This window comes from Streptomyces flaveus, assembly GCF_014647675.1.
In the GTDB taxonomy this organism is placed as follows: domain Bacteria; phylum Actinomycetota; class Actinomycetes; order Streptomycetales; family Streptomycetaceae; genus Streptomyces; species Streptomyces flaveus.
Window position 1 is genome coordinate 143,847 of sequence record NZ_BMPQ01000015.1, and the last position, 18,928, is coordinate 162,774.

Annotated in this window: 21 protein-coding genes; 12 read left to right on the forward strand and 9 right to left on the reverse strand. The window is 71.1% G+C overall.

Annotated features, from left to right (window positions below):
* Positions 1-143: 143 nt before the first annotated feature.
* Complete coding sequence (locus IEZ21_RS27110) at positions 144-905, reverse strand: lysozyme (protein WP_189324498.1); 762 nt, start codon at positions 903-905, stop codon at positions 144-146.
* A gap of 195 nt (positions 906-1,100) precedes the next feature.
* Between IEZ21_RS27110 and IEZ21_RS27115 the strand changes: the two genes are divergently transcribed.
* From IEZ21_RS27115 to IEZ21_RS27125, 3 genes are all read left to right on the forward strand, one after another.
* Positions 1,101-1,799, forward strand: a complete 699-nt coding sequence (locus IEZ21_RS27115) for a class II aldolase/adducin family protein (RefSeq protein ID WP_189324499.1) — start codon at positions 1,101-1,103, stop codon at positions 1,797-1,799.
* A 72-nt stretch (positions 1,800-1,871) separates the two neighbouring features.
* Positions 1,872-2,999, forward strand: coding sequence for an alpha/beta hydrolase (locus IEZ21_RS27120; protein ID WP_189324500.1), 1,128 nt, complete (start codon positions 1,872-1,874; stop codon positions 2,997-2,999).
* Positions 3,000-3,179: 180 nt separating this feature from the next.
* The gene (locus IEZ21_RS27125) at positions 3,180-4,583 is read left to right on the forward strand and encodes a hypothetical protein (protein ID WP_189324501.1); all 1,404 of its coding nucleotides are present in this window, start codon (positions 3,180-3,182) and stop codon (positions 4,581-4,583) included.
* A 29-nt stretch (positions 4,584-4,612) separates the two neighbouring features.
* Here the strand turns inward: IEZ21_RS27125 and IEZ21_RS27130 are convergent, their stop codons facing one another.
* On the reverse strand, positions 4,613-5,026 hold the full coding sequence (locus IEZ21_RS27130) for a VOC family protein (RefSeq protein ID WP_033317795.1): 414 nt from the start codon (positions 5,024-5,026) through the stop codon (positions 4,613-4,615).
* Positions 5,027-5,378: 352 nt separating this feature from the next.
* Between IEZ21_RS27130 and IEZ21_RS27135 the strand changes: the two genes are divergently transcribed.
* The 3 genes from IEZ21_RS27135 to IEZ21_RS27145 all read left to right on the forward strand — a co-directional run bounded on the left by IEZ21_RS27135 (position 5,379) and on the right by IEZ21_RS27145 (position 8,516).
* Positions 5,379-6,977 (forward strand): ABC-F family ATP-binding cassette domain-containing protein, encoded by a 1,599-nt coding sequence (locus tag IEZ21_RS27135; protein ID WP_189324502.1) that lies wholly within the window; start codon positions 5,379-5,381, stop codon positions 6,975-6,977.
* A 394-nt stretch (positions 6,978-7,371) separates the two neighbouring features.
* Positions 7,372-7,593, forward strand: coding sequence for a helix-turn-helix domain-containing protein (locus IEZ21_RS27140; protein ID WP_006123601.1), 222 nt, complete (start codon positions 7,372-7,374; stop codon positions 7,591-7,593).
* A gap of 131 nt (positions 7,594-7,724) precedes the next feature.
* Positions 7,725-8,516: an enoyl-CoA hydratase/isomerase family protein gene (locus tag IEZ21_RS27145; RefSeq protein ID WP_033317793.1), complete on the forward strand. Its 792-nt coding sequence runs from the start codon at positions 7,725-7,727 to the stop codon at positions 8,514-8,516.
* A gap of 71 nt (positions 8,517-8,587) precedes the next feature.
* Here the strand turns inward: IEZ21_RS27145 and IEZ21_RS27150 are convergent, their stop codons facing one another.
* The gene (locus IEZ21_RS27150; RefSeq protein WP_189324503.1) at positions 8,588-9,352 is read right to left on the reverse strand and encodes a nucleopolyhedrovirus P10 family protein; all 765 of its coding nucleotides are present in this window, start codon (positions 9,350-9,352) and stop codon (positions 8,588-8,590) included.
* Positions 9,353-9,441: 89 nt separating this feature from the next.
* Between IEZ21_RS27150 and IEZ21_RS27155 the strand changes: the two genes are divergently transcribed.
* From IEZ21_RS27155 to amaP, 5 genes are read left to right on the forward strand one after another with little or no spacing between them, the layout of a single operon-like run.
* Positions 9,442-9,939 carry an Asp23/Gls24 family envelope stress response protein gene (locus IEZ21_RS27155; protein ID WP_189324504.1) on the forward strand — a complete coding sequence of 166 codons (498 nt, stop codon included), beginning with the start codon at positions 9,442-9,444 and terminating at the stop codon, positions 9,937-9,939.
* Between the two features lie 45 nt (positions 9,940-9,984).
* Positions 9,985-10,170 carry a hypothetical protein gene (locus IEZ21_RS27160; RefSeq protein ID WP_033317790.1) on the forward strand — a complete coding sequence of 62 codons (186 nt, stop codon included), beginning with the start codon at positions 9,985-9,987 and terminating at the stop codon, positions 10,168-10,170.
* A gap of 5 nt (positions 10,171-10,175) precedes the next feature.
* Positions 10,176-10,604, forward strand: coding sequence for an Asp23/Gls24 family envelope stress response protein (locus IEZ21_RS27165; RefSeq protein ID WP_189324505.1), 429 nt, complete (start codon positions 10,176-10,178; stop codon positions 10,602-10,604).
* On the forward strand, positions 10,601-11,281 hold the full coding sequence (locus IEZ21_RS27170; protein WP_189324506.1) for a DUF6286 domain-containing protein: 681 nt from the start codon (positions 10,601-10,603) through the stop codon (positions 11,279-11,281). Before IEZ21_RS27165 ends, IEZ21_RS27170 begins: the two co-directional genes overlap by 4 nt.
* A gap of 6 nt (positions 11,282-11,287) precedes the next feature.
* Positions 11,288-11,866: an alkaline shock response membrane anchor protein AmaP gene (gene amaP / locus IEZ21_RS27175; protein ID WP_189324507.1), complete on the forward strand. Its 579-nt coding sequence runs from the start codon at positions 11,288-11,290 to the stop codon at positions 11,864-11,866.
* Between the two features lie 52 nt (positions 11,867-11,918).
* On the opposite strand, the gene IEZ21_RS27180 is transcribed toward amaP, so the two are convergent.
* The 5 genes from IEZ21_RS27180 to IEZ21_RS27200 all read right to left on the reverse strand — a co-directional run bounded on the left by IEZ21_RS27180 (position 11,919) and on the right by IEZ21_RS27200 (position 16,810).
* Positions 11,919-12,674 (reverse strand): SDR family oxidoreductase, encoded by a 756-nt coding sequence (locus tag IEZ21_RS27180; protein ID WP_033317786.1) that lies wholly within the window; start codon positions 12,672-12,674, stop codon positions 11,919-11,921.
* Positions 12,675-12,678: 4 nt separating this feature from the next.
* Positions 12,679-14,535 (reverse strand): glycoside hydrolase family 15 protein, encoded by a 1,857-nt coding sequence (locus IEZ21_RS27185; RefSeq protein WP_281399527.1) that lies wholly within the window; start codon positions 14,533-14,535, stop codon positions 12,679-12,681.
* 62 nt (positions 14,536-14,597) lie between these two features.
* Positions 14,598-15,389, reverse strand: a complete 792-nt coding sequence (locus IEZ21_RS27190) for an SURF1 family cytochrome oxidase biogenesis protein (protein ID WP_189324508.1) — start codon at positions 15,387-15,389, stop codon at positions 14,598-14,600.
* 101 nt (positions 15,390-15,490) lie between these two features.
* Positions 15,491-15,724 carry a metallothionein gene (locus IEZ21_RS27195; RefSeq protein ID WP_033317784.1) on the reverse strand — a complete coding sequence of 78 codons (234 nt, stop codon included), beginning with the start codon at positions 15,722-15,724 and terminating at the stop codon, positions 15,491-15,493.
* A 99-nt stretch (positions 15,725-15,823) separates the two neighbouring features.
* Positions 15,824-16,810, reverse strand: a complete 987-nt coding sequence (locus tag IEZ21_RS27200; RefSeq protein ID WP_189324509.1) for a DEDDh family exonuclease — start codon at positions 16,808-16,810, stop codon at positions 15,824-15,826.
* A gap of 203 nt (positions 16,811-17,013) precedes the next feature.
* Here IEZ21_RS27200 and IEZ21_RS27205 point away from each other — a divergent pair, with 203 nt between their 5' ends.
* Positions 17,014-17,907, forward strand: a complete 894-nt coding sequence (locus tag IEZ21_RS27205) for a sterol desaturase family protein (RefSeq protein ID WP_189324510.1) — start codon at positions 17,014-17,016, stop codon at positions 17,905-17,907.
* Here IEZ21_RS27205 and IEZ21_RS27210 read toward each other — a convergent pair.
* A complete protein-coding gene (locus IEZ21_RS27210) occupies positions 17,876-18,892 on the reverse strand; it encodes a CopD family protein (RefSeq protein ID WP_189324511.1) in 1,017 nt (338 codons plus the stop codon). The two genes, IEZ21_RS27205 and IEZ21_RS27210, sit on opposite strands and share 32 nt — an antisense overlap.
* Between the last annotated feature and the right edge of the window lie 36 nt (positions 18,893-18,928).

Genomic DNA, 18,928 nt, shown 5'->3' on the forward strand with positions numbered 1-18,928 from the left:
CGTAGGCAACCTGGGTGAACGGAAGATGAACTTGACAGGACCGTGAGGTGTACCAAAACGAGGCGTCACCCCTCCGGATATACCGGAGGGGTGACGCGGGAGTCGAACTGAGGCGGAGTGCTGGGCTCCGCTAGCCCTTGCTTCTAGCCCTTCGCGAACTTCTTGAGCCGGCTCATGGACCCGTTGAAGAGATTCTGGTCACTCGGCAGGCTCCCGCCGTTGTCGTACTGCCAGAACGTCCATGTCCTCCAGCCCGCAGGCAGCGACCCCGCCGACGAGCTGTAGCGGGCCAGCCAGAGCGCGTGGTTCGAGGCGAACGCCGAGCTGTTGCCGGTGCACATCTTCCACCAGTTGTAGTTGGTGTAGATCACCGGGCGGCGGCCGGTCTGCCGCTTCACCTCGTTGCTGAACGACTTGATCCAGCCGACCATCCTGGCCTTGCTCAGGCCGTAGCACTTCTTCTTGCCGTACGGGTTGTATTCGATGTCGAGCGCGGGCGGCAGCGTCCAGCCGTCCGCCCGCCAGCCGCCTCCGTTGTGTACGAAGTACGCCGCCTGGGTCCTGCCCGACGACTTGTGCGGCAGCGCGAAGTGGTACGCCCCGCGGACCAGGCCCGCGTTGCGTGCGCCGTGGTACTGCTGGCCGTAATAGGGATTGCGGTACGTGTGGGACTCGGTCGCCTTCACATAGACGAACCTGGCGCCTTTGCTCTTCGCCTTCGGCCAGTTGACGCTCTTCTGGTGCGAGGAGACGTCGTGCCCTTTGGGCTTGGCGGCTGCCGAGACCGGCATCTCGACGAGGGCGGTTGTGCCGATGGTCAGTGTCGCCACGGAGAGCACGGTGAAGCGGGCGTGGCGACTTCGGGACAGTCGGCGACTTCGGGACGGTTTGCGATCACGGGCCATCTTTCCCCCGGAATGGCGGCGTGCACGACAAATCTCCCCGAGGTTATTGGAAGATCCGTGAAACTCCGTCGGTCGTCGGCCAATTGATCCGGGCGGGCGTTCTATTCTTATATGTGCCCTTTCGGAGGTGCGCGTTCCGCCCTAAAGTGCCCTCGCCCGCGCCGGGCCGGCGTGCGCGGCTGGCAGGATCGCGGCATGGCAGAACAGCGGTGGGACGTGAGCGACGGGCGGGACGTGGCGGAGCAGGGTGCGCGGGACACGACGGAACGGGCCTGGCGCGAGCTCGTGGCGACGGCTCGCCGGACGGTGTCCGAGGGGCTGGTCGTCGGTACGTCGGGCAATGCGTCGGTCCGGGTCGGGGACACCGTCCTGGTCACGCCGACCGGAGTCCCTTACGACGAACTCGGACCCGAGGACGTCTGCGGGGTCGGTCTCGACGGCCGGCAGGTGCTCGGTTCACTCGTTCCGACCAGCGAACTGCCCATGCATCTGGCGGTCTACCGCGCCACCGACGCCCGCGCCGTCGTCCACACCCATGCCGTGCACTCCACGGCCGTCTCCACGCTCGTTTCCGAACTGCCGCTCATCCACTACATGGCCGCCGCGCTCGGCGGCCCCGTTCGCGTCGCCCCCTACGCGACCTACGGCACGGAAAAGTTGGCCGAGAACATGCTCCGGGCGCTGCGGAACCGCACGGCCTGCCTCCTCCAGAACCACGGCACCCTCACCTACGGCACCACCCTCCTCCAGGCCTACGACCGTACGGCCCAGTTGGAGTGGATGTGCCGCCTGTGGCTGACGGCGTCGTCGCTTCCGGGCCACTCGCCGTCCTTGCTGAGCCCGGAGCAGGTGGCGGAAGTGGGGGAGCGGTTGAAGGGGTACGGCCAGCCGTAACCGTCCCCGGCTCGTACTTTTCGCAGGTCCCTTCGGGTGGCCGACGGCGCGCTCCGTCGGGAGACTGGATCCGTGCGCACCGTGAAAGTGACGGCCGCGGCCGTCACCGCCGCCCTGGCCGCCGTAGCCGCCACCGTCGCGGCCGGCCGCTTCGCGAGCGACGCCGCTCTGAGGGCGTCGCCGGACAGACCGCTGCCCACCGAACCGTGGCTCACCGTGCACGCCACAGCCGCCGGACAGATCACGCTCACCCGTGCTCTCGCCTCCCTGCGGCCGGGCAGGTACGGCCTGAGCGGCAACGGGAGCCATGCCGTCATCGGTACGGTCCTTCAGTCCGCCCCGCACCCCGCCGACACGGTTGTACGCCGACTGGAACGCGTCACCCACGGCACGCTGGAACCCGGCGACAAGGTGTGGTTCACCCCGAACGTGCACATCGGCGACCCGAGCACCGCGCTCGGCCTCGACCACACCGACGTCGACATCCCCGGCGAACTCGGCGCCCTGCCCGCCTGGTTCGTCCCCGGCGCCCGCGAGCCCTGGGTGATCACCGTGCACGGTCTGGGCGCCACCCGTGAACACCCCATGAACGTCATGGAGTTGCTGCACCGCCTCCGCTTCCCCGTCCTCGACCTCGCCTACCGCGGCGACCTCGGCGCACCCCGCCCACCGGACGGCCTGAGCCACCTCGGCGAGACGGAGTGGTCCGACCTCGACGCGGCGATCCGCTACGCCGTGCGCTCCGGCGCCGAACAGGTCATCCTGTACGGCTGGTCCACCGGCGCCACCATGGCGGTGCGCGCCGCCGCGCACTCCGCGCTGCGCGACCGGATCTCCGGGCTCGTGCTGGACTCGCCCGTCCTCAGCTGGGAGGACACGCTGCGCGCCCTCGCCGCGGCCCGCCGCACGCCCGGCGCCCTGCTGCCGCTGGCCGTCCGCGCCGCCCAGGGCCGTACGGGCCTGCACGGAGACCGGGTCCAGGGTGCGGCCGACCCCGACCTGCTCAAGGTGCCGGTCCTCGTCCTGCACGGCCCGGACGACGCGGTCGCCCCCTGGGCGCACTCCCGCCGCCTCGCCGACCGCCGCCCCGCCCTGGTCACCCTGCACACCGTCCGGAACGCCCCGCACGGCGCCATGTGGAACGCCGACCCGGCCGGTTACGAAGAGGCCCTGCGACGTTTCCTCACTCCGCTGATGTAGTCCTCGCCTTCCCCTCCTCCCTTGGTCCTTCTCTGATCCTTCCCGGCTTCCGGTTGACCCCGAAGCACCTGGCGGTTCTGGTCCTGTGGGCGCTCGTGGGGCCCGGTGCGCCGGGCTCCCCTGTCGCCCCCTGAGGCGTTCCGTTTGGGTTTTCGGACCGTCAACCGGAAGACTGCCCCCGTGACGTCCCGTATCCCGCGCGACTCCAGGCTCCGACTCGTCCGCTCACGACCCCTGGCCGCCGCACCCCGAGCGATGAACCAGCGGCCTGCGCGCCGACCCGCACCGCGCCCGCCCGAGGGCACCCCGGCGCCCGCGGAACTGGCCCGTATGGCGCGCGCCCAGCTCGCCGGCGCGGCCCGTGTCGCCCGCTGGGCCGACGCCGCGCTGAGCCCTGGCCGGGACCGCGACGGCACGCCCCCCGACGGCACGGGCACGCTCTCCGAGGCGTCCGCCCAACGGGCCGCCGACGACCTGTCCCTGACTCCGGCTCAGGTCCGCGCGGACTGGGACACCGCACGTCTCGCGGGCCTCATCGAGGTACACGGCGACAGCGCGCGCCCCGGCTGGCGGCTGCGCGCCTGGAACCGCGACGACAGCGCCGTACTGCGCGGCTGGGTCGCCCTCTTCGACGCCTGGTCGCTCGCCTGCCCGGAGCCCGAGGACCAGGAACACGCGGTCGTCGCCGAGGTCGTCTCCGCGATGCCCCAAGTGCTCTCCTTCCTCCAGCTCTCGGCCGGCCCCGTCCCCGTCACCCAACTCCTCGACCTGCTCGAACAGCGCGTCACGGAACTGCGCACCGAGCGCTGCGAGATCCCGTACGGGCCGCAGCCCGAGCCGGTGGAGGAACCGGCGCAGGACACCCCTCTCGCCCCCCTCCTCGACTGGGCCCTGAGCGCCATCGCCTCCGTGGGCGCCCTCACCTGCGCCGACGGCCAGGCCACGCTCACCCCGCTGGGCAGTTGGGCGGTGTGGGTCAAGCTGGAGCAGATCTGCGTCGCCGCGCAGAGCCCCGCCGGGAACATCGAGCAGCCGGCCGAGGACATGCTCCGCGGCTGCGCCCAGCTGCGTCCCAACGCGGCCCGTGCCGAGTACCGCGCCTGGCTCGCCGCCCGCCCCGTCGGCAGCGCCGTCACCGAACTCCTCGACGCCGCCCGTGGCGAGGACGCCCTGCTGCGCGGGCTCGCCTTCGAAGCGCTGCGCGTCGTCGGCGCCCCCGCCGAGCAGGACGTACGCGCCGTCGCCGACGAGGTCCACCTGCGCCCGTACGCCCTGCTGTGGCTCGCCGTGCACGACGGTCACGACCCCGAGGACGCCCACGAGATCCTCACCCGCGAAGAGGCCACCTGGCTGTGGGTGGACACCGCCGCGGCCGTCGCCGACCACGGCGAAGCCCCGCTTCTCGTACGGCACTTGGAGTCCGCGGTGCAGCCCACCGTGCCCGCGCTCCTCGACGAGGTCCGCGCCGTCGGCCACCCCCGTACCGTGCAGGTCCTGGTCGCACTCGCCGCCGCCCACCCCGACCCGGCTCTGGCCAGGGCCGTACGCCGCGCCGCCTTCCAGGTGCACACCGGAGGCAACTGAGAGCGGCGGCCGAGGGGGCAGGCGGGGTGTCAGGCCTGTATCTCGGGGGCGTACGTGCCGAAGCTCCAGATATTGCCCTCCAGGTCACGGGCCATGTAGTCCCGCGATCCGTAGTCCTGGTCCGTCGGGGGCATGAGGATCTCCGCCCCGTGGTCGACGGCCCGCTGGTGGTGTGCGTCGATGTCGTCCACGACGACATACACCCCGGTGTGCGTCGAGCCCTTCATCGCCTCGTCGAAACGGCCGCCGCGGCCCCTGGAGCCGAGCATCACCGCGCCGTTGCCCTGCACCAGCTCCGCGTGCAGCACCGTGCCGTCCTCGCCCTCGTACACCGACGCCTCGATGAAGCCGAAGGCCTCCGTGAGCTGCCTGATCGCGGCCTTCGCGTCCCCGTACAGCAGCGTCGGAAAGATGCTCGGGCGTCCGCCCACCGTGCCCGCCATGGCGACCACTCCCTCTCGCCTCGTCGCCGGATGAACCTGCTGAATGTGACCTGCTCCTCAGTCTTGCACCCGGCACTGACAACGCCCTTCGAGCCGGAATCCCTGGGAGACCTTCGGGTAACCGGGAGACCTTCGGGCGACGAACTGCCGGGCCGCAAAGGTGACGTAGAACATGCGCGCACAGAAAATCTGGTTGCGGGCCCCCGTTAGACTTGGCCCATGGCCATTCTCCTCGCGCATTAGACGGCGTGATCGCCCCGCCCGTCGCCCGCCACACCTTTCCAAGGGCGCGCTACGTGCGGCACCACCTCATTCGCCCACCCCGTCATCGACCCTGCCCTGGAGTCTGTCCGTGATTTCCGCCTCCGGTATCGAGCTGCGTGCCGGTGCCCGCATCCTCATCGAGTCCGCCACCTTCCGTATCGCCAAGGGCGACCGCATCGGCCTGGTCGGCCGCAACGGTGCGGGCAAGACCACGCTCACCAAGGTCCTCGCAGGTGAGGGCACGCCCGCCGCGGGCACCGTCACCCGCTCCGGCGAGGTCGGCTACCTCCCGCAGGACCCGCGTACCGGCGACCTCGACATGCTCGCCCGCGACCGCATCCTGTCCGCGCGCGGCCTGGACACCCTGATCCGCAAGATGCGCGACAACGAACAGCGCATCGCCAACGGCACGGGTGCCACGCGCGAGAAGGCGCTCAGGCAGTACGAGCGCCAGGAGACGGAGTTCCTCACCAAGGGCGGGTACTCCGCCGAGGCCGAGGCCGCCACCATCGCCGCCGCGCTCAACCTGCCGGACCGGGTGCTCGGCCAGCCCCTGCATACGCTCTCCGGCGGTCAGCGCCGTCGTATCGAGCTGGCCCGCATCCTCTTCTCGGACGCGGACACCCTGCTCCTCGACGAGCCGACGAACCACCTCGACGCCGACTCGATCGTCTGGCTGCGCGACTACCTGAAGACCTACCGCGGCGGCTTCATCGTGATCTCCCACGACGTCGAACTCGTCGACACGGTCGTCAACAAGGTGTTCTACCTGGACGCCAACCGCTCCCAGATCGACGTCTACAACATGGGCTGGAAGCTCTACCAGCAGCAGCGCGAGGCCGACGAGAAGCGCCGCAAGCGCGAGCGGCAGAACGCCGAGAAGAAGGCCTCCGCCCTCCACTCGCAGGCCGACAAGATGCGCGCCAAGGCCACCAAGACCGTCGCCGCGCAGAACATGGCCCGCCGTGCCGACAAGCTGCTGGCCGGCCTGGAGGCCGAGCGCAAGTCCGACAAGGTCGCCAAGCTCCGCTTCCCCGAGCCCGCGCCCTGCGGCAAGACGCCGCTCACCGCCGAGGGCCTGTCGAAGTCGTACGGCTCCCTGGAGATCTTCACCGACGTCGACCTGGCCATCGACAAGGGGTCACGCGTCGTCATCCTCGGTCTCAACGGCGCTGGAAAGACCACCCTGTTGAGGCTTCTCGGCGGCGTGGAGAAGCCCGACACCGGCCAGGTCCTCGAGGGCCACGGTCTCAAGCTCGGCTACTACGCGCAGGAACACGAGACCCTCGACCCGGACCGCACGGTGCTGGAGAACATGCGCTCCGCGAACCCCGACCTCGACCTCGTCGAGGTACGCAAGACGCTCGGCTCCTTCCTGTTCTCCGGCGACGACGTCGACAAGCCGGCCCGGGTCCTCTCCGGCGGCGAGAAGACCCGCCTCGCGCTCGCCACCCTCGTGGTGTCGTCCGCGAACGTCCTCCTCCTCGACGAACCGACCAACAACCTCGACCCGGCCAGCCGCGAGGAGATCCTCGGCGCCCTGCGCACCTACAAGGGCGCCGTCGTCCTCGTCACGCACGACGAGGGCGCGGTCGACGCGCTCCAGCCGGAGCGCATCATCCTGCTGCCCGACGGCGTCGAGGACCTGTGGGGCGCGGACTACGCGGACCTCGTCGCCCTCGCCTGAGCCCCGCGCGGCCCGCATGGACCCTGCCCCGGAAGTCCGGGCAGGGTCAGCGGCGCTTGATCGAATGACTGATCAACTGCGTATGGATCATTCGGCTCATCCGTGATCCATCATCTGTGTGAGATCTCCTCGTACCGAGGTGTGTCGTACATCGATTTCGCGGCCGGGCCCTCGGCCCGCAGATGACCGGCCGCCACGCTCCGCTGACCTGGACCTTCGCGCGTGAAGTCGTTCGGGCGTACGAACATCGCCGCCCGGAACCCAAGGTTCCGCTCGTGAGGAAGGCCTCCCGCGACTCAAAGCTTGTCCACGGACCTTGCCGAATGGGTGGCCAGGAAGCTCTTGAGGGGTGATCATGAGAAGTCCAGAGCGCACTTCCCATGAGGAGGCACGGGTGGCCGAGACTCTGAAGAAGGGCAGCCGGGTGACCGGCGCCGCGCGCGACAAGCTCGCGGCAGACCTGAAGAAGAAGTACGACTCCGGTGCAAGCATCCGGGCACTGGCCGAGGAGACCGGCCGCTCGTATGGCTTCGTCCACCGGATGCTCAGCGAGTCGGGAGTCACGCTTCGAGGGCGTGGCGGAGCGACGCGCGGTAAGAAGGCCGCGTCGGCCTGAAGCCGGGCGCTTCTCGTTCTCCGATGGTGGCCACCCGGTCGGTCCGGTGACGGACCGGGTGGTTACTGTGCAGTCACTTAAGGGTGTCCTCGCAGGACACCCACTCTGACCGCACCCATCGGAGGCGCCCCATGGCTTCGCTCGACCCGGTACTCGACAAGGACGGCGTACGGCTCACCGTCGACGAGGCGATCGCCACGGTGACGCTGACCAACCCGGCCAAGCGCAATGCGCAGAGCCCCGCTCTGTGGCGGGCGCTGGCCGAGGCCGGGCGGCTGCTGCCGGGCACCGTTCGCGTTGTCGTGCTGCGCGCGGAGGGCAAGTCCTTCTCCGCGGGGCTCGACCGGCAGGCGTTCACGCCCGAGGGGTTCGAGGGCGAGCCCTCGTTCATCGAACTCGCGCGCGGTTCCGACGCCGAGCTCGACGCGACGATCGCCGGGTACCAGGAGGGTTTCACCTGGTGGCGGCGCAGCGACATCGTGTCCATCGCCGCTGTGCAGGGGCATGCCATCGGGGCGGGCTTCCAGCTTGCGCTCGCCTGTGATCTGCGCGTCGTCGCGGACGATGTGCAGTTCGCCATGCGGGAGACCAGTCTTGGGCTCGTGCCCGACCTCACGGGTACGCATCCGCTGGTGGGGCTGGTCGGGTACGCCCGTGCGCTGGAGATCTGCGCGACGGGGCGGTTTGTGCCGGCCGAGGAGGCCGTGAGTACCGGGCTTGCGAATCTTGCTGTGCCTGTGGGGCAGCTTGATGATGCGGTACGGGATCTTGGGGCGGCGTTGTTGGCCGCGCCGCGGGATGCCCTCGTCGAGACCAAGGCGCTGCTCCAGGGTGCCGTTGACCGCACGTATGAGGACCAGCGGGTCGCGGAGCGCTCCGCGCAGGGGCGGCGGCTGCGGGATCTTGCCGGGGTCGGCGACTGAGCGCTCCGCGCGGGGCCGCATATGTCACAGCCCCGCGCCCCCTTACGGGGCGCGCCTGACTGGGCCCGTGCTCAGTCCGTCACGCCTGTGACCAGTACCGCCACCGACGGATGGTCCGGCAGTACCTCGCTTGCGGCCGCGCGGACCTCGCGGGCCACATCCAGTGCTCGCCGGTCCGCGTGGACCTCGAGCTCCACGCGGACGTGACGGCGCGTCAGAGCGGCCTCACCGGCGTGCTCCTCGATGTGCACCGCGCGGCCCAGACCGCCGAATGTGCCGGTCAGGCGGGCCACGCCCGGGACGGCCAGTGCGGCGGCAGCCACTCGGGACTCGTCGTCGTCCGGTTCCGGCTCGGGCTCTGCGGTACGTGGCGGCTCATCGGGCTCGTCACGGCGTACGTCGGTCTCGTCGTCCTTCGTGACGCCCGCGTCCCCCTCCTCCAGCAACCCCGTCACCCGTAGATCCACCTCCGTGACCGTCAGCCCGAGCCGCTCCGTCGCCGCCGAGGCGAGGGTCGCGCGCAGGCGGGACGCGAGTGCCGGGAGGGGGTCGCCGGTCACGAGGGTGGCTGTGAATTCGCCGCTGATCCGCAGTGGCCCCGGCGGCAGGGCGCTGGGCGGAGGCGGCACGGCGGCCACGTACGTCTGGTCCGGGTCGGCGAGCGCGAGCCGGAGCGTGCCGAGGTGTACGCCCGGCACATGGCGCGCGGCTCGGCGCAGGACCGGCTCCGCCGCCGACTCTGTCAGCCATGCACCGTCCTGTGGCCCGCCCAGCGGCAGGAGCCTGCCGAAGCCGAGCTGACGTCGTACTGCCCGGGTCCACTGGTCCGCCGTCATCGCTCCAGCCTGCCGCATCAACTGCTGCGCTGCCGTGCAACCACACTTAGTGTGAGGGAAGGAGTACAAGCCGGAAGGGACGCAGGGCGATGACCGACATGACGCAGCGGAACCGGACGGAGAACCCCGAGGGCGAGAAGGGGGCGCCGGATGTACAGCCCCGCAGGCCCAGTGTGACCAAGCGCGGGGGAGGCGACCCGGCCTCCCGGGGACGTACCACCATCGCGGACGGTGTGGTGGAGAAGATCGCCGGGCTCGCAGCCCGCGATGTGCTCGGGGTGCATGCGATGGGCAGCGGGCTCTCGCGCACCTTCGGAGCGGTGAGGGACCGAGTCCCGGGCGGTGCGAAGTCCGTGACCCGGGGTGTGAAGGCCGAGGTCGGAGAGGTGCAGACGGCGCTCGACCTGGAGATCGTCGTCGACTACGGCGTCTCGATCACCGATGTCGCCGGCGCCGTGCGCGAGAACGTCATCTCGGCCGTCGAACGGATGACGGGCCTTGAAGTCGTCGAGGTCAATATCGCGGTCAGCGATGTCAAACTGCCGGAAGAGGAAGAAGAAGGGGAATCGGAGACCCGGCTTCAGTAGGAGCGCCAGCAGTACCCGCCCCCTTGATGCGCAGAGGAGCGCAGCATGAGCATGGCCGCGATCGGCATGATCGCCGGAATGGCGCTGGGCTTCGCCGGATACTTCGGCGGGTTCGGTGCCTTCCTCCTCGTGGCGGCCCTCGGCGCCGTCGGCTTCGTGGCCGGCCGCTTCCTGGAGGGCGACTGGGAAGTCGGTGACTTCTTCCGTACCCGCGGCGACCGGCGGCGGTGACGCACGTGACCGGTGAGCTCGCCGCGGCCGGAGCGCCCGTCCGGCCCGGCAGCCCCGGCCGGACCGTCGCACCTGCCGAGCGCGGTGCGCTCCGCATCGCCGACCGGGTCGTCTCGAAGATCGCCGCGCAGGCGGCGCGCGAGGCCCTGGACGTGCTGCCCCCGGACGCCGGGCCGCCGCACGCCACCGTCGTCGTCCGCCCCCACTCTCGGCTTCGCTCGAGCGGGGGGACCCCCATCGACACCGCCCGTGTCCGGATCGGCCTGGAACTCGACTACCCCTCCGACATCGGTGCCCAGTGCGCCGCCGTGCGTCGCCAAGTCACCCAGCGGGTAAGGATGCTGGCGGGTATGGAGGTGTCCGAGGTCGCCGTCCAGGTGGAGCGCCTGCACTCCGCGCAGGCACGCGGCGCGGCACAGGGGAGGACCCAATGAGCGAGTCCCAGGGCTCCGAGAGCACCCGTCAGCTGCCCGTCATCGAGAAGGCGGCCGAGAGCGAACTCGGCCAGTCCGCGTCCGCGGCGGCGTACGACCCGCTGCCCACCTCCGACGCCGCGGACGACGGGGACGGCCGCTTCTGGTCCAAGCGCCGGGTCCCCGCGGGCATCCTCGCACTGCTGGTCCTGGCCGGCGCGGGCCTCCTGCTGTACGACGTCGTCGCCGTGCGCCTCGACCGGCCCGCCATGGCATGGCGCAGATCCCTCGCCCGGGAGCTCGCCGAGCGGCCCCTCGACGACACCTGGGTGCTCGTCGGCGCCGGGGTCGCGGCCGCTCTCGGCCTCTGGCTGCTCGTGCTCGCCGTGACGCCCGGCCTGCGGGACGTACTGCCGATGCGTCGCCCGCAGGCCGACGTACGGGCCGGTCTGCACCGGGGCGCCGCCGCCATGGTGTTGCGCGACCGGGCCATGGAGGTCTCCGGGGTGCGCTCGGTACGGGTCCGGGTGGGGCGCAGGAAGGTCGATGTGCGGGCGGTGTCGCACTTCCGCGAACTCGACGACGTACGCGCCGACTTGGACACCACGCTCGCCGACGGCATCAAGGGACTCGGGCTGGCCCGGCGGCCCGCTCTGTCGGTGCATGTCGCGCGGGCGAACAAGAACCGGAAGGGATGACGGCCGGTGCTGAGGATCGTGAACCGAGTTCTGGTGGGACTCGCGGGCCTGCTCCTGGTCGTGGGCGGCGGCTCCGTGCTCGCCGTGGGCCTCGGCCTCGACCCGCCCTCGTGGTGGGTCCACGACGGGCAGCGGGACGTGCTGCTGAGCGATGCGGACCGTACGCGCTGGCGGGACGACGGCTGGTGGTGGCCCACCGTCATCGCCGTACTCTCCGTCGCCGTGCTGCTCGCCGTGTGGTGGCTGACGGCGGTGCTGCGGCGGCGCCGGCTCGCCGAGGTGCTCGTCGACACCGGCGACGGCGAGGGGGCGCTGCTGCGCGGGCGGGCCCTGGAAGGCGTACTGACCGGTGAGGCGGGCGCACTGGACGGCGTGCAGCGCGCACAGGCGGCGCTGACCGGCCGGCGCAGCACCCCTCAGGCGCGGGTCCAGCTGCTCCTCGAACCGCACGCCGACCCCGGCGACGCACTGCACCGCCTGACGACTCAGGCCCTCGCCCACGCCAGGGACTCCGCCGGCCTGGCCGCGCTGCCCGCACAGGTGCGCCTGCGCGGGGTCAAGCACCGAGCGGAACGGGTGACTTGAGTACGGAGTCCAGGCAGAAGCCCTGGACTCCGTACCTCTGGAATCCGTACGCCTAGAAGCCGCGTCGCGCCCCGCCGTCCACCGGCAGCATGATTCCCGTGAGGTACGACGCCGCCGGTGACAGGAGGAAGGCGGCCGTGCGGCCGAACTCCTCCGGGGTGCCGTAGCGGCGCAGCGGAATCCGCGCTTCGTTGGCCGCCCGCGTGACCTTCGGGTCAGGGGACAGGCCGTCCAGCTCGCGCACGCGATCCGTGTCGATCCGGGCCGGGAGCAGGCCCACGACGCGGATGCCGCGCGGGCCGAGCTCGTCCGAGAGCGACTTGGCGAAGCCCGCGAGACCCGGGCGCAGGCCGTTGGAGATGGTCAGGCCCGGGATCGGCTCGTGCACCGAACCGGAGAGCACGAAGCCGATGACACCGCCCTCGACCAGCTCCGCGGCAGCCGCGCGGGCCAGCCGGACCGCGCCCAGGAAGACGGACTCGAACGCCGACTGCCACTGCTCGTCCGTGTTGTCGGCGGCGGAGCCGGGCGCCGGGCCGCCGACGCTGATCAGAATGCCGTCGAAGCCGCCGAAGCGCTCGCGCGCCGCCGCCATCAGACTCGCCGAGGCCGTGGGGTCGGCGTTGTCGACGGCGACTCCGTGGGCGTTCGGGCCGAGAGCCGCGGCGGCCTCGGCCACCTTCTTCTCGTCCCGGCCCGTGATGATCACTTTCGCGCCGTCGGCGAGGAGTTCCCGCGCGGAGGCGTTGCCCAGGCCGCGGGTGGCCCCGGTGACGACGTAGACACGGTCCTTCAGTCCAAGATCCATGCTCCTATCCTGCCCCCTCCTCGCCGAACAGGGTGAGGGCGGTGCCCACCAGACCGATATGGCTGAACGCCTGCGGGAAGTTGCCGAGCTGACGGCCCGCGACCGGGTCGTACTCCTCGGACAGCAGCCCCACGTCGTTGCAGAGCGCGAGCAGGCGCTCGAACAGCTCGCGAGCCTCCTTCGTGCGCCCCGTCAGATGCAGCGCGTCCGCCAGCCAGAACGAGCAGACCAGGAACGCGCCCTCATGGCCCGGCAGCCCGTCGATCACCGTCGGCTCCGAGGAGTACCGGCGCAGAAAGCCGTCATGCGCGAGCTCGTCGCGGATCGCGTCGATCGTGCCGGTCACCCGCGGATCGTCCGGCGGCAGAAAGCCGATACGGGGGATGAGCAGCAGCGAGGCGTCCAGTTCGCGGGAGCCGTAGAACTGAGTGAAGGTGTTCCGCTCCGGGTCGTAGCCGCGCTCGCACACCTCGCGGTGCACCTCGTCGCGCATCGCGCGCCAGTGGTCCGGGTCGCCGGGCAGGCCGGGGTTGTCCTCCATGGCGCGGATGGTGCGGTCCGCGGCCACCCACGCCATGATCTTCGAGTGCACGAAGTGGCGGCGCGGACCGCGTACCTCCCACAACCCCTCGTCGGGCCTGCGCCAGTTCGACCGCAAAAACTCCATCAGGGCCTGCCGCAGACGCCACATGTGCGGCTTGGCCGGCAGGCCCGCCCGCTGCGCCAGCGACAGGGAGTCGATGACCTCGCCGTACACGTCGAGCTGCAACTGGCGTACGGCGTCGTTGCCGACCCGGACCGGACGCGAGCCCCGGAATCCGGGCAGCCACGGTACCTCGTACTCAGGGATCCGCCGCTCGCCCGCGAGCCCGTACATGATCTGCAGATCCGCCGGGTCGCCCGCCGCCGCACGCAGCAGCCAGTCGCGCCAGGCCTCGGCCTCCTCGTGGTAGCCGCAGGCCAGCAGCGCGCCCAGGGCGAGTGTGGAGTCGCGCAGCCAGCAGTGGCGGTAGTCCCAGTTGCGGACGCCGCCGATCTCCTCCGGGAGCGAGGTGGTGGGCGCCGCGACGATGCCGCCGGTCGGCGCGTACGTGAGGGCCTTGAGGGTGATCAGGGAGCGGACGACCGCGTCCCGGTGCGGACCCCGGTAACGGCAGCGGTCCGCCCACGCCCGCCAGTCGTCGACGCTGGAGGCCAGCGCCTCGTACGGGTCGACGAGCGGCGGGCGCGGCTCGTGCGAGGGATGCCAGGTCATCACGAAGGCGACCTGCTCGCCCTCGGCGACCGTGAACTCCGAGTGCGTGCCGTAGTCCTTGCCCCAGGTACGCACCTTGGGCTCGCTGCGCAGCCACACCGAGTCCGGGCCCGCCACGGCCACCCGATGGCTGTCCGACTTGCGCATCCACGGCACGATCGAGCCGTAGTCGAAACGCAGTCGCAGAGTGCTGCGCATGGTCACGCGGCCCTCGAGCCCCTCGACGACGCGTACGACGTCGGGAGCGCGGTCGCGCTGCGGCATCAGGTCGGTGACACGTACCGCCCCCTCGGCGGTCTCCCACTCGGTGTCGAGCACGAGCGACTCAGGCCGGTACGCCCGCCGCGTGCAGGCCTCCGCCCCCTTCGGCGCGAGCCTCCAGTGACCGTTCTCCTCGTCCCCCAGCAGCTTCGCGAAGCAGGCCGCCGAGTCGAACCGGGGCAGGCACAGCCAGTCGATCGACCCGTCCCGCCCGATCAGGGCGGCGGTCTGGTGGTCGCCGATCAGCGCGTAGTCCTCGATGGCGGGGACGGCCTCGTCCGCCTCCTCGGCTTCGCGGGGCGCGTCGGACCCGTCGGGTGCGCCGGGCTCGTTCGATGAGTGCACGGGTGGTGGGTTCCCGTGACGTCGGGTGACAATCCCGACGGGTGCCGTGTCGGCGGTTACGGCTATACGGCGGCCGGTGTCGCCTCCGGCGCTTGTGCCTTCGCCGCGGCCTCCGCCCGGTCCCGGCGCTCACGGCGGACCAGGATCACCCAGCCCACCGGGACGCCCGCCGCGAAGAGCCACCACTGGATGGCGTACGCGTAGTTCAGCGCGGCGTCCTCGTTGCCGGGCCTGCCGATCAGCTCCGGGGTGTCCCCCTTCGGCGCGGGTGCTGTCTGCACGATGAAGCCGCCGAGCACCTGCTCGTCGAGGCGGCGGGCCTCCTGCTCGCTGTTGATCAGCATGATCTGCCGGTCCGGCAGGCCCTCGAGGTTCTTGATACCGCTCGCCTCGGTCGTCTCGTCGGGCATGAGCCGCCCGGTGACGGTGATCTCACCGCGGGGCGGTGCGGGGATCTCGGGGAACGCCGTCTGGGTCGGGGCCCCGGGGATCCAGCCCCGGTTGACGAGCAGGACCTTGCCGTCGTCGAGGACGAAGGGAGTCAGGACGTGGTAGCCCACCTCGTCGTCGGAGTTGGTGCGGCGGCGGACGACGACCTCGTCGTCGGTGTCGAAGCGGCCCTTCGCGGTCACGCTGCGGTACCGCTCGTCGGTGGTGACGGTGTGTCCGGGGGAGGTGAGCTTCTCCACGGGCACCGGCTCCGCGCCCAGCGCCTCGGAGACCAGCTGGTTCCGGGCGGTGCGCTCCTCGTAGCGGTGCATCTGCCAGATGCCCAGCCTGATCATCGTGGGGATGAGGAGGAGGGCGGCCAGCGTGAGGATCACCCACTGCCGGGACAACAGGAAGCGGTACACCCCATTGACGTTACCCCGCATGAATCGGCCCTCGACGGGAGGGTCCCGCCGAGGGCTGTGTCGATCGTGCGCCGGAGGAGCGCGATGGTGTCGAGGGCGCCTCACACTTTGTCGATGATCCCCACCTTCCCTTCCGAGCGGGCGCAGTGCGCCCCGCAGAACCACTGGCCTCCGACCTCGACCCCCTGGCCGATGATCTGGACGCGACAGTGCTCGCAGATGGGTGCCATACGGTGGATGGCGCAGGCGAAACAGTCGAAGACGTGAATCGCGCCCTGCGCATGAATCTCGAAGGACATCCCGTAGTCGTTTCCGCAGACCTCACAACGTGCCATGCGCCACAGGGTGGGCCGCCGCGACGGCACGGGCGAGCGGTCGCGGGGCGAGTCGCCCGCCAATCACCCGTACGCCCCGTCACGCCTGCTAGGACAGACCTAGGCTGGCTCCACATCCAGAAGCAGCTGGCCGAAGGCCGCCTCGTCGACGACCGGTGTGCCGAACTGGCGGGCCTTGGCCACCTTGGACGTACCGGAGTCCGGGTCGTTCGTGACGAGGAGGCTGGTGAGCCGGGACAGGCTCGTCGCGACATGCAGCCCGGCGTCGACGGCCCGGTCCTCCAGGAGTTCGCGGTCGACGGAGGTGTCTCCGGAGAACGCGATCCGCATGCCCTGCTTGAGTGGCCTGCCCGGTTCGTACCGGCCCGGGTTGGGGTAGGGGCACGCGGGCCGCTTGCGGGAGGGGCGCCAACTCCCGGGACCGTAACCGCCGTAGCCCCCACCGCCGGACTGTTGGCCCATGCGCGGCGCGGACCCGTCCGCCCACTCCGTGAGCGGACGGCACTCCAGCAGCGGCAGCCGCAGACCGTCGCGCGCGGCGGCGTGCAGGCTCGGCCGGAACACCTCGGCGAGCACGCGCGCGTCGTCCAGCGCGTGATGCGCGTGCCGCTGTACGACGCCGAAGTGCGCGGCGAGCGACTCCAGCTTGTGGTTGGCCAGGGGCAGGCCCAGCTCCTTGGAGAGCGCGATGGTGCACAGCCGCTGCCGGACCGGCGCCTCGCGCTCCGCGCGCGCGTACTCCCGCGCGATCATCGACCAGTCGAAGACGGCGTTGTGCGCGACGAGCACCCGGCCGTCGAGCCGGGCCGCGAACTCCTCGGCGATGTCCGGGAAAAGGGGTGCCCCTTCGAGTACTTCGCTCGTCAGACCGTGGATCCATACGGGGCCCGGATCCCGCTCCGGGTTGACCGTCGTGTACCAGTGGTCCTCGACCTCGCCGCGCGCGTCCAGCCGGTAGACCGCGGCCGACACTATGCGGTCGTCGCGGGCCAGGCCGGTGGTCTCCACGTCGACCACCGCGTATCCCTGCGGATACGCGGCCGGCCACGAGGCTGCGGACGCTGCGGTCGTACGGTCTTCGAGCATGGTCACCGAGGATAAAGGGCGCGACTGACAGCCCGTTCGCCGGAGTCCGCTCTTCCGGCCCCCGAGCCTCCGTCGGCAACCCGGCCACCTGCGGCCATCTGCGCCTCTTGGAGGAGCTGGCCAAGAAGCAAGCGCGTACCCCAGGTAATACTTGTGGGTAACAACGTCTACCCGCAGCTCAACGGCCGCTCTACGGTTCAGCCATGCCGAACCTGCCCGATGCCGTGCTGTGGTCGATCCCCGCCTTTGTGCTGCTCACCGTGGTCGAAATGGTGAGCGTCCGGATCCATCCGGACGAGGAGGCCGCCGGGTACGAGGCGAAGGACGCAGTGACGAGCGTCTCCATGGGGCTGGGCAGCCTGGGCTTCGACCTGCTGTGGAAGATCCCGATCGTCGCCGTCTACACGGCCGTCCACGAGCTGACGCCCCTGCGCGTGCCCGTCCTGTGGTGGACCGTTCCGCTGATGCTGCTCGCGCAGGACTTCTTCTACTACTGGTCGCACCGTGGGCATCACGTCATCCGCATCCTGTGGGCCTGCCACGTGGTGCACCACTCCAGCCAGAAGTTCAACCTCACCACCGCGCTCAGGCAGCCGTGGACGACCTGGACCGTCTGGCCGTTCTACGTTCCTCTCGTCGCCCTCGGTGTGCATCCGGCGGCGCTCGCGTTCTGCTCGTCCGCGAACCTCGTGTACCAGTTCTGGATCCACACCGAGCGCATCGGGAAGCTGCACCGCGCCTTCGAGTTCGTCTTCAACACGCCCTCGCACCATCGGGTCCACCACGCCTCCCAAGGGGGCTATCTGGACCGGAACTTCGGCGGGATCCTCATCGTCTGGGACCGGCTCTTCGGCTCGTTCGTCCCGGAGACCGAGCGGCCGGTGTACGGGCTGACGAAGAACATCGACACCTACAACCCCCTGCGCGTCGCCACGCACGAGTACGCCGCCATCGCCAGGGACCTGCGCGCGGCGGGCAGTTGGCGTGAGCGGGCGGGGCGGGTGTTCCGGGGGCCGGGCTGGCAGCCGCCGACGCCGGTCGGTGCCGAGGAAGCGGCCGATCCGGTCACCAACGGATCGGCACCGGCAGTGCCGTAAGCACGGCGGACACCGCGACCACCGCCCCCAGGGCGACGACTTCCGTCCGCGCGGGGGAGTAGGCGGTGAGCGGGTCGGTGGCCCTGCGCAGCCGTCGCCGCGCGCACAGGGCGAGGACGGCGACGGCGGCCACGAGGAGCAGCTTGGCGAGCAGGGTGCGCCCGTACGCCGTCGTCGTCAGCTGTTCCAGGACCGTGCCGGCCGGCATCCGGCGCAGGGTGCTGCCCACGCCCGTCATGGTGATCACGGCGAACAGAACGGCCGCCACGCGCGAGTAGAGCCCGAGAAGCGCGGCGCCCGCCTCCGGGTCGCGCCAGCGCCGCAGCAGGCGCAGGACGTGCAGCAGGCCGCCCGCCCACAGGGCCGCGCACGTCACATGTACGAGCGTCAGGCCCGAGCCGAGCAGTGGGCTGTACTCCGTGGTGGGATGGGCCCGCAGCGCCTCCGCGACGGCCACCGCGGCGAGCAGCCACACCTGGGTCGCCGGGCGCCGCGACAGGGCACACAGGCCCGCCACGACGAACGCGTTGACCTCCAGGAGCGCGAGCACGCCGTCCCGGGTCTCGTACAGGCCGCCGATGTCCATGTCGGAGAGCCGGCGCGGCACCAGGTTGCCGTTGGCCACGACCGAGGCGAGGCAGAGCGCGGCGACGAAACCGGCGCCCGCCGCGACGGGCGCCCAGCTGCGGGGCGTGTCGTCCAGGGGTGCCCCCGGCACACGGCGAGCCAGCCGGGCGGCGAACAGTTCGCCCGCCGAGACGCACACCGCCGCGAACAGGACCGTACGCAGCAGGGCGATCCCCCCGTCGGCGGGAACGGCGGCCTCCCCCGTGCCCCGCAGGGCGATGGGCGGCCCGAGGAGCGGGATCAGCGCGGCGAGGCCCACCAGGACGAGAGCGGCGACGGCCCGCCGCCCCCCGGCCGCGCTCACCCGGGCGGCGCCCACCTCACCGCCCGCGTCGGTACTCGGTCTTATCGAACTCACCTCAGGATCTTCACCAGTCGTTCAGATCCGGGCAAG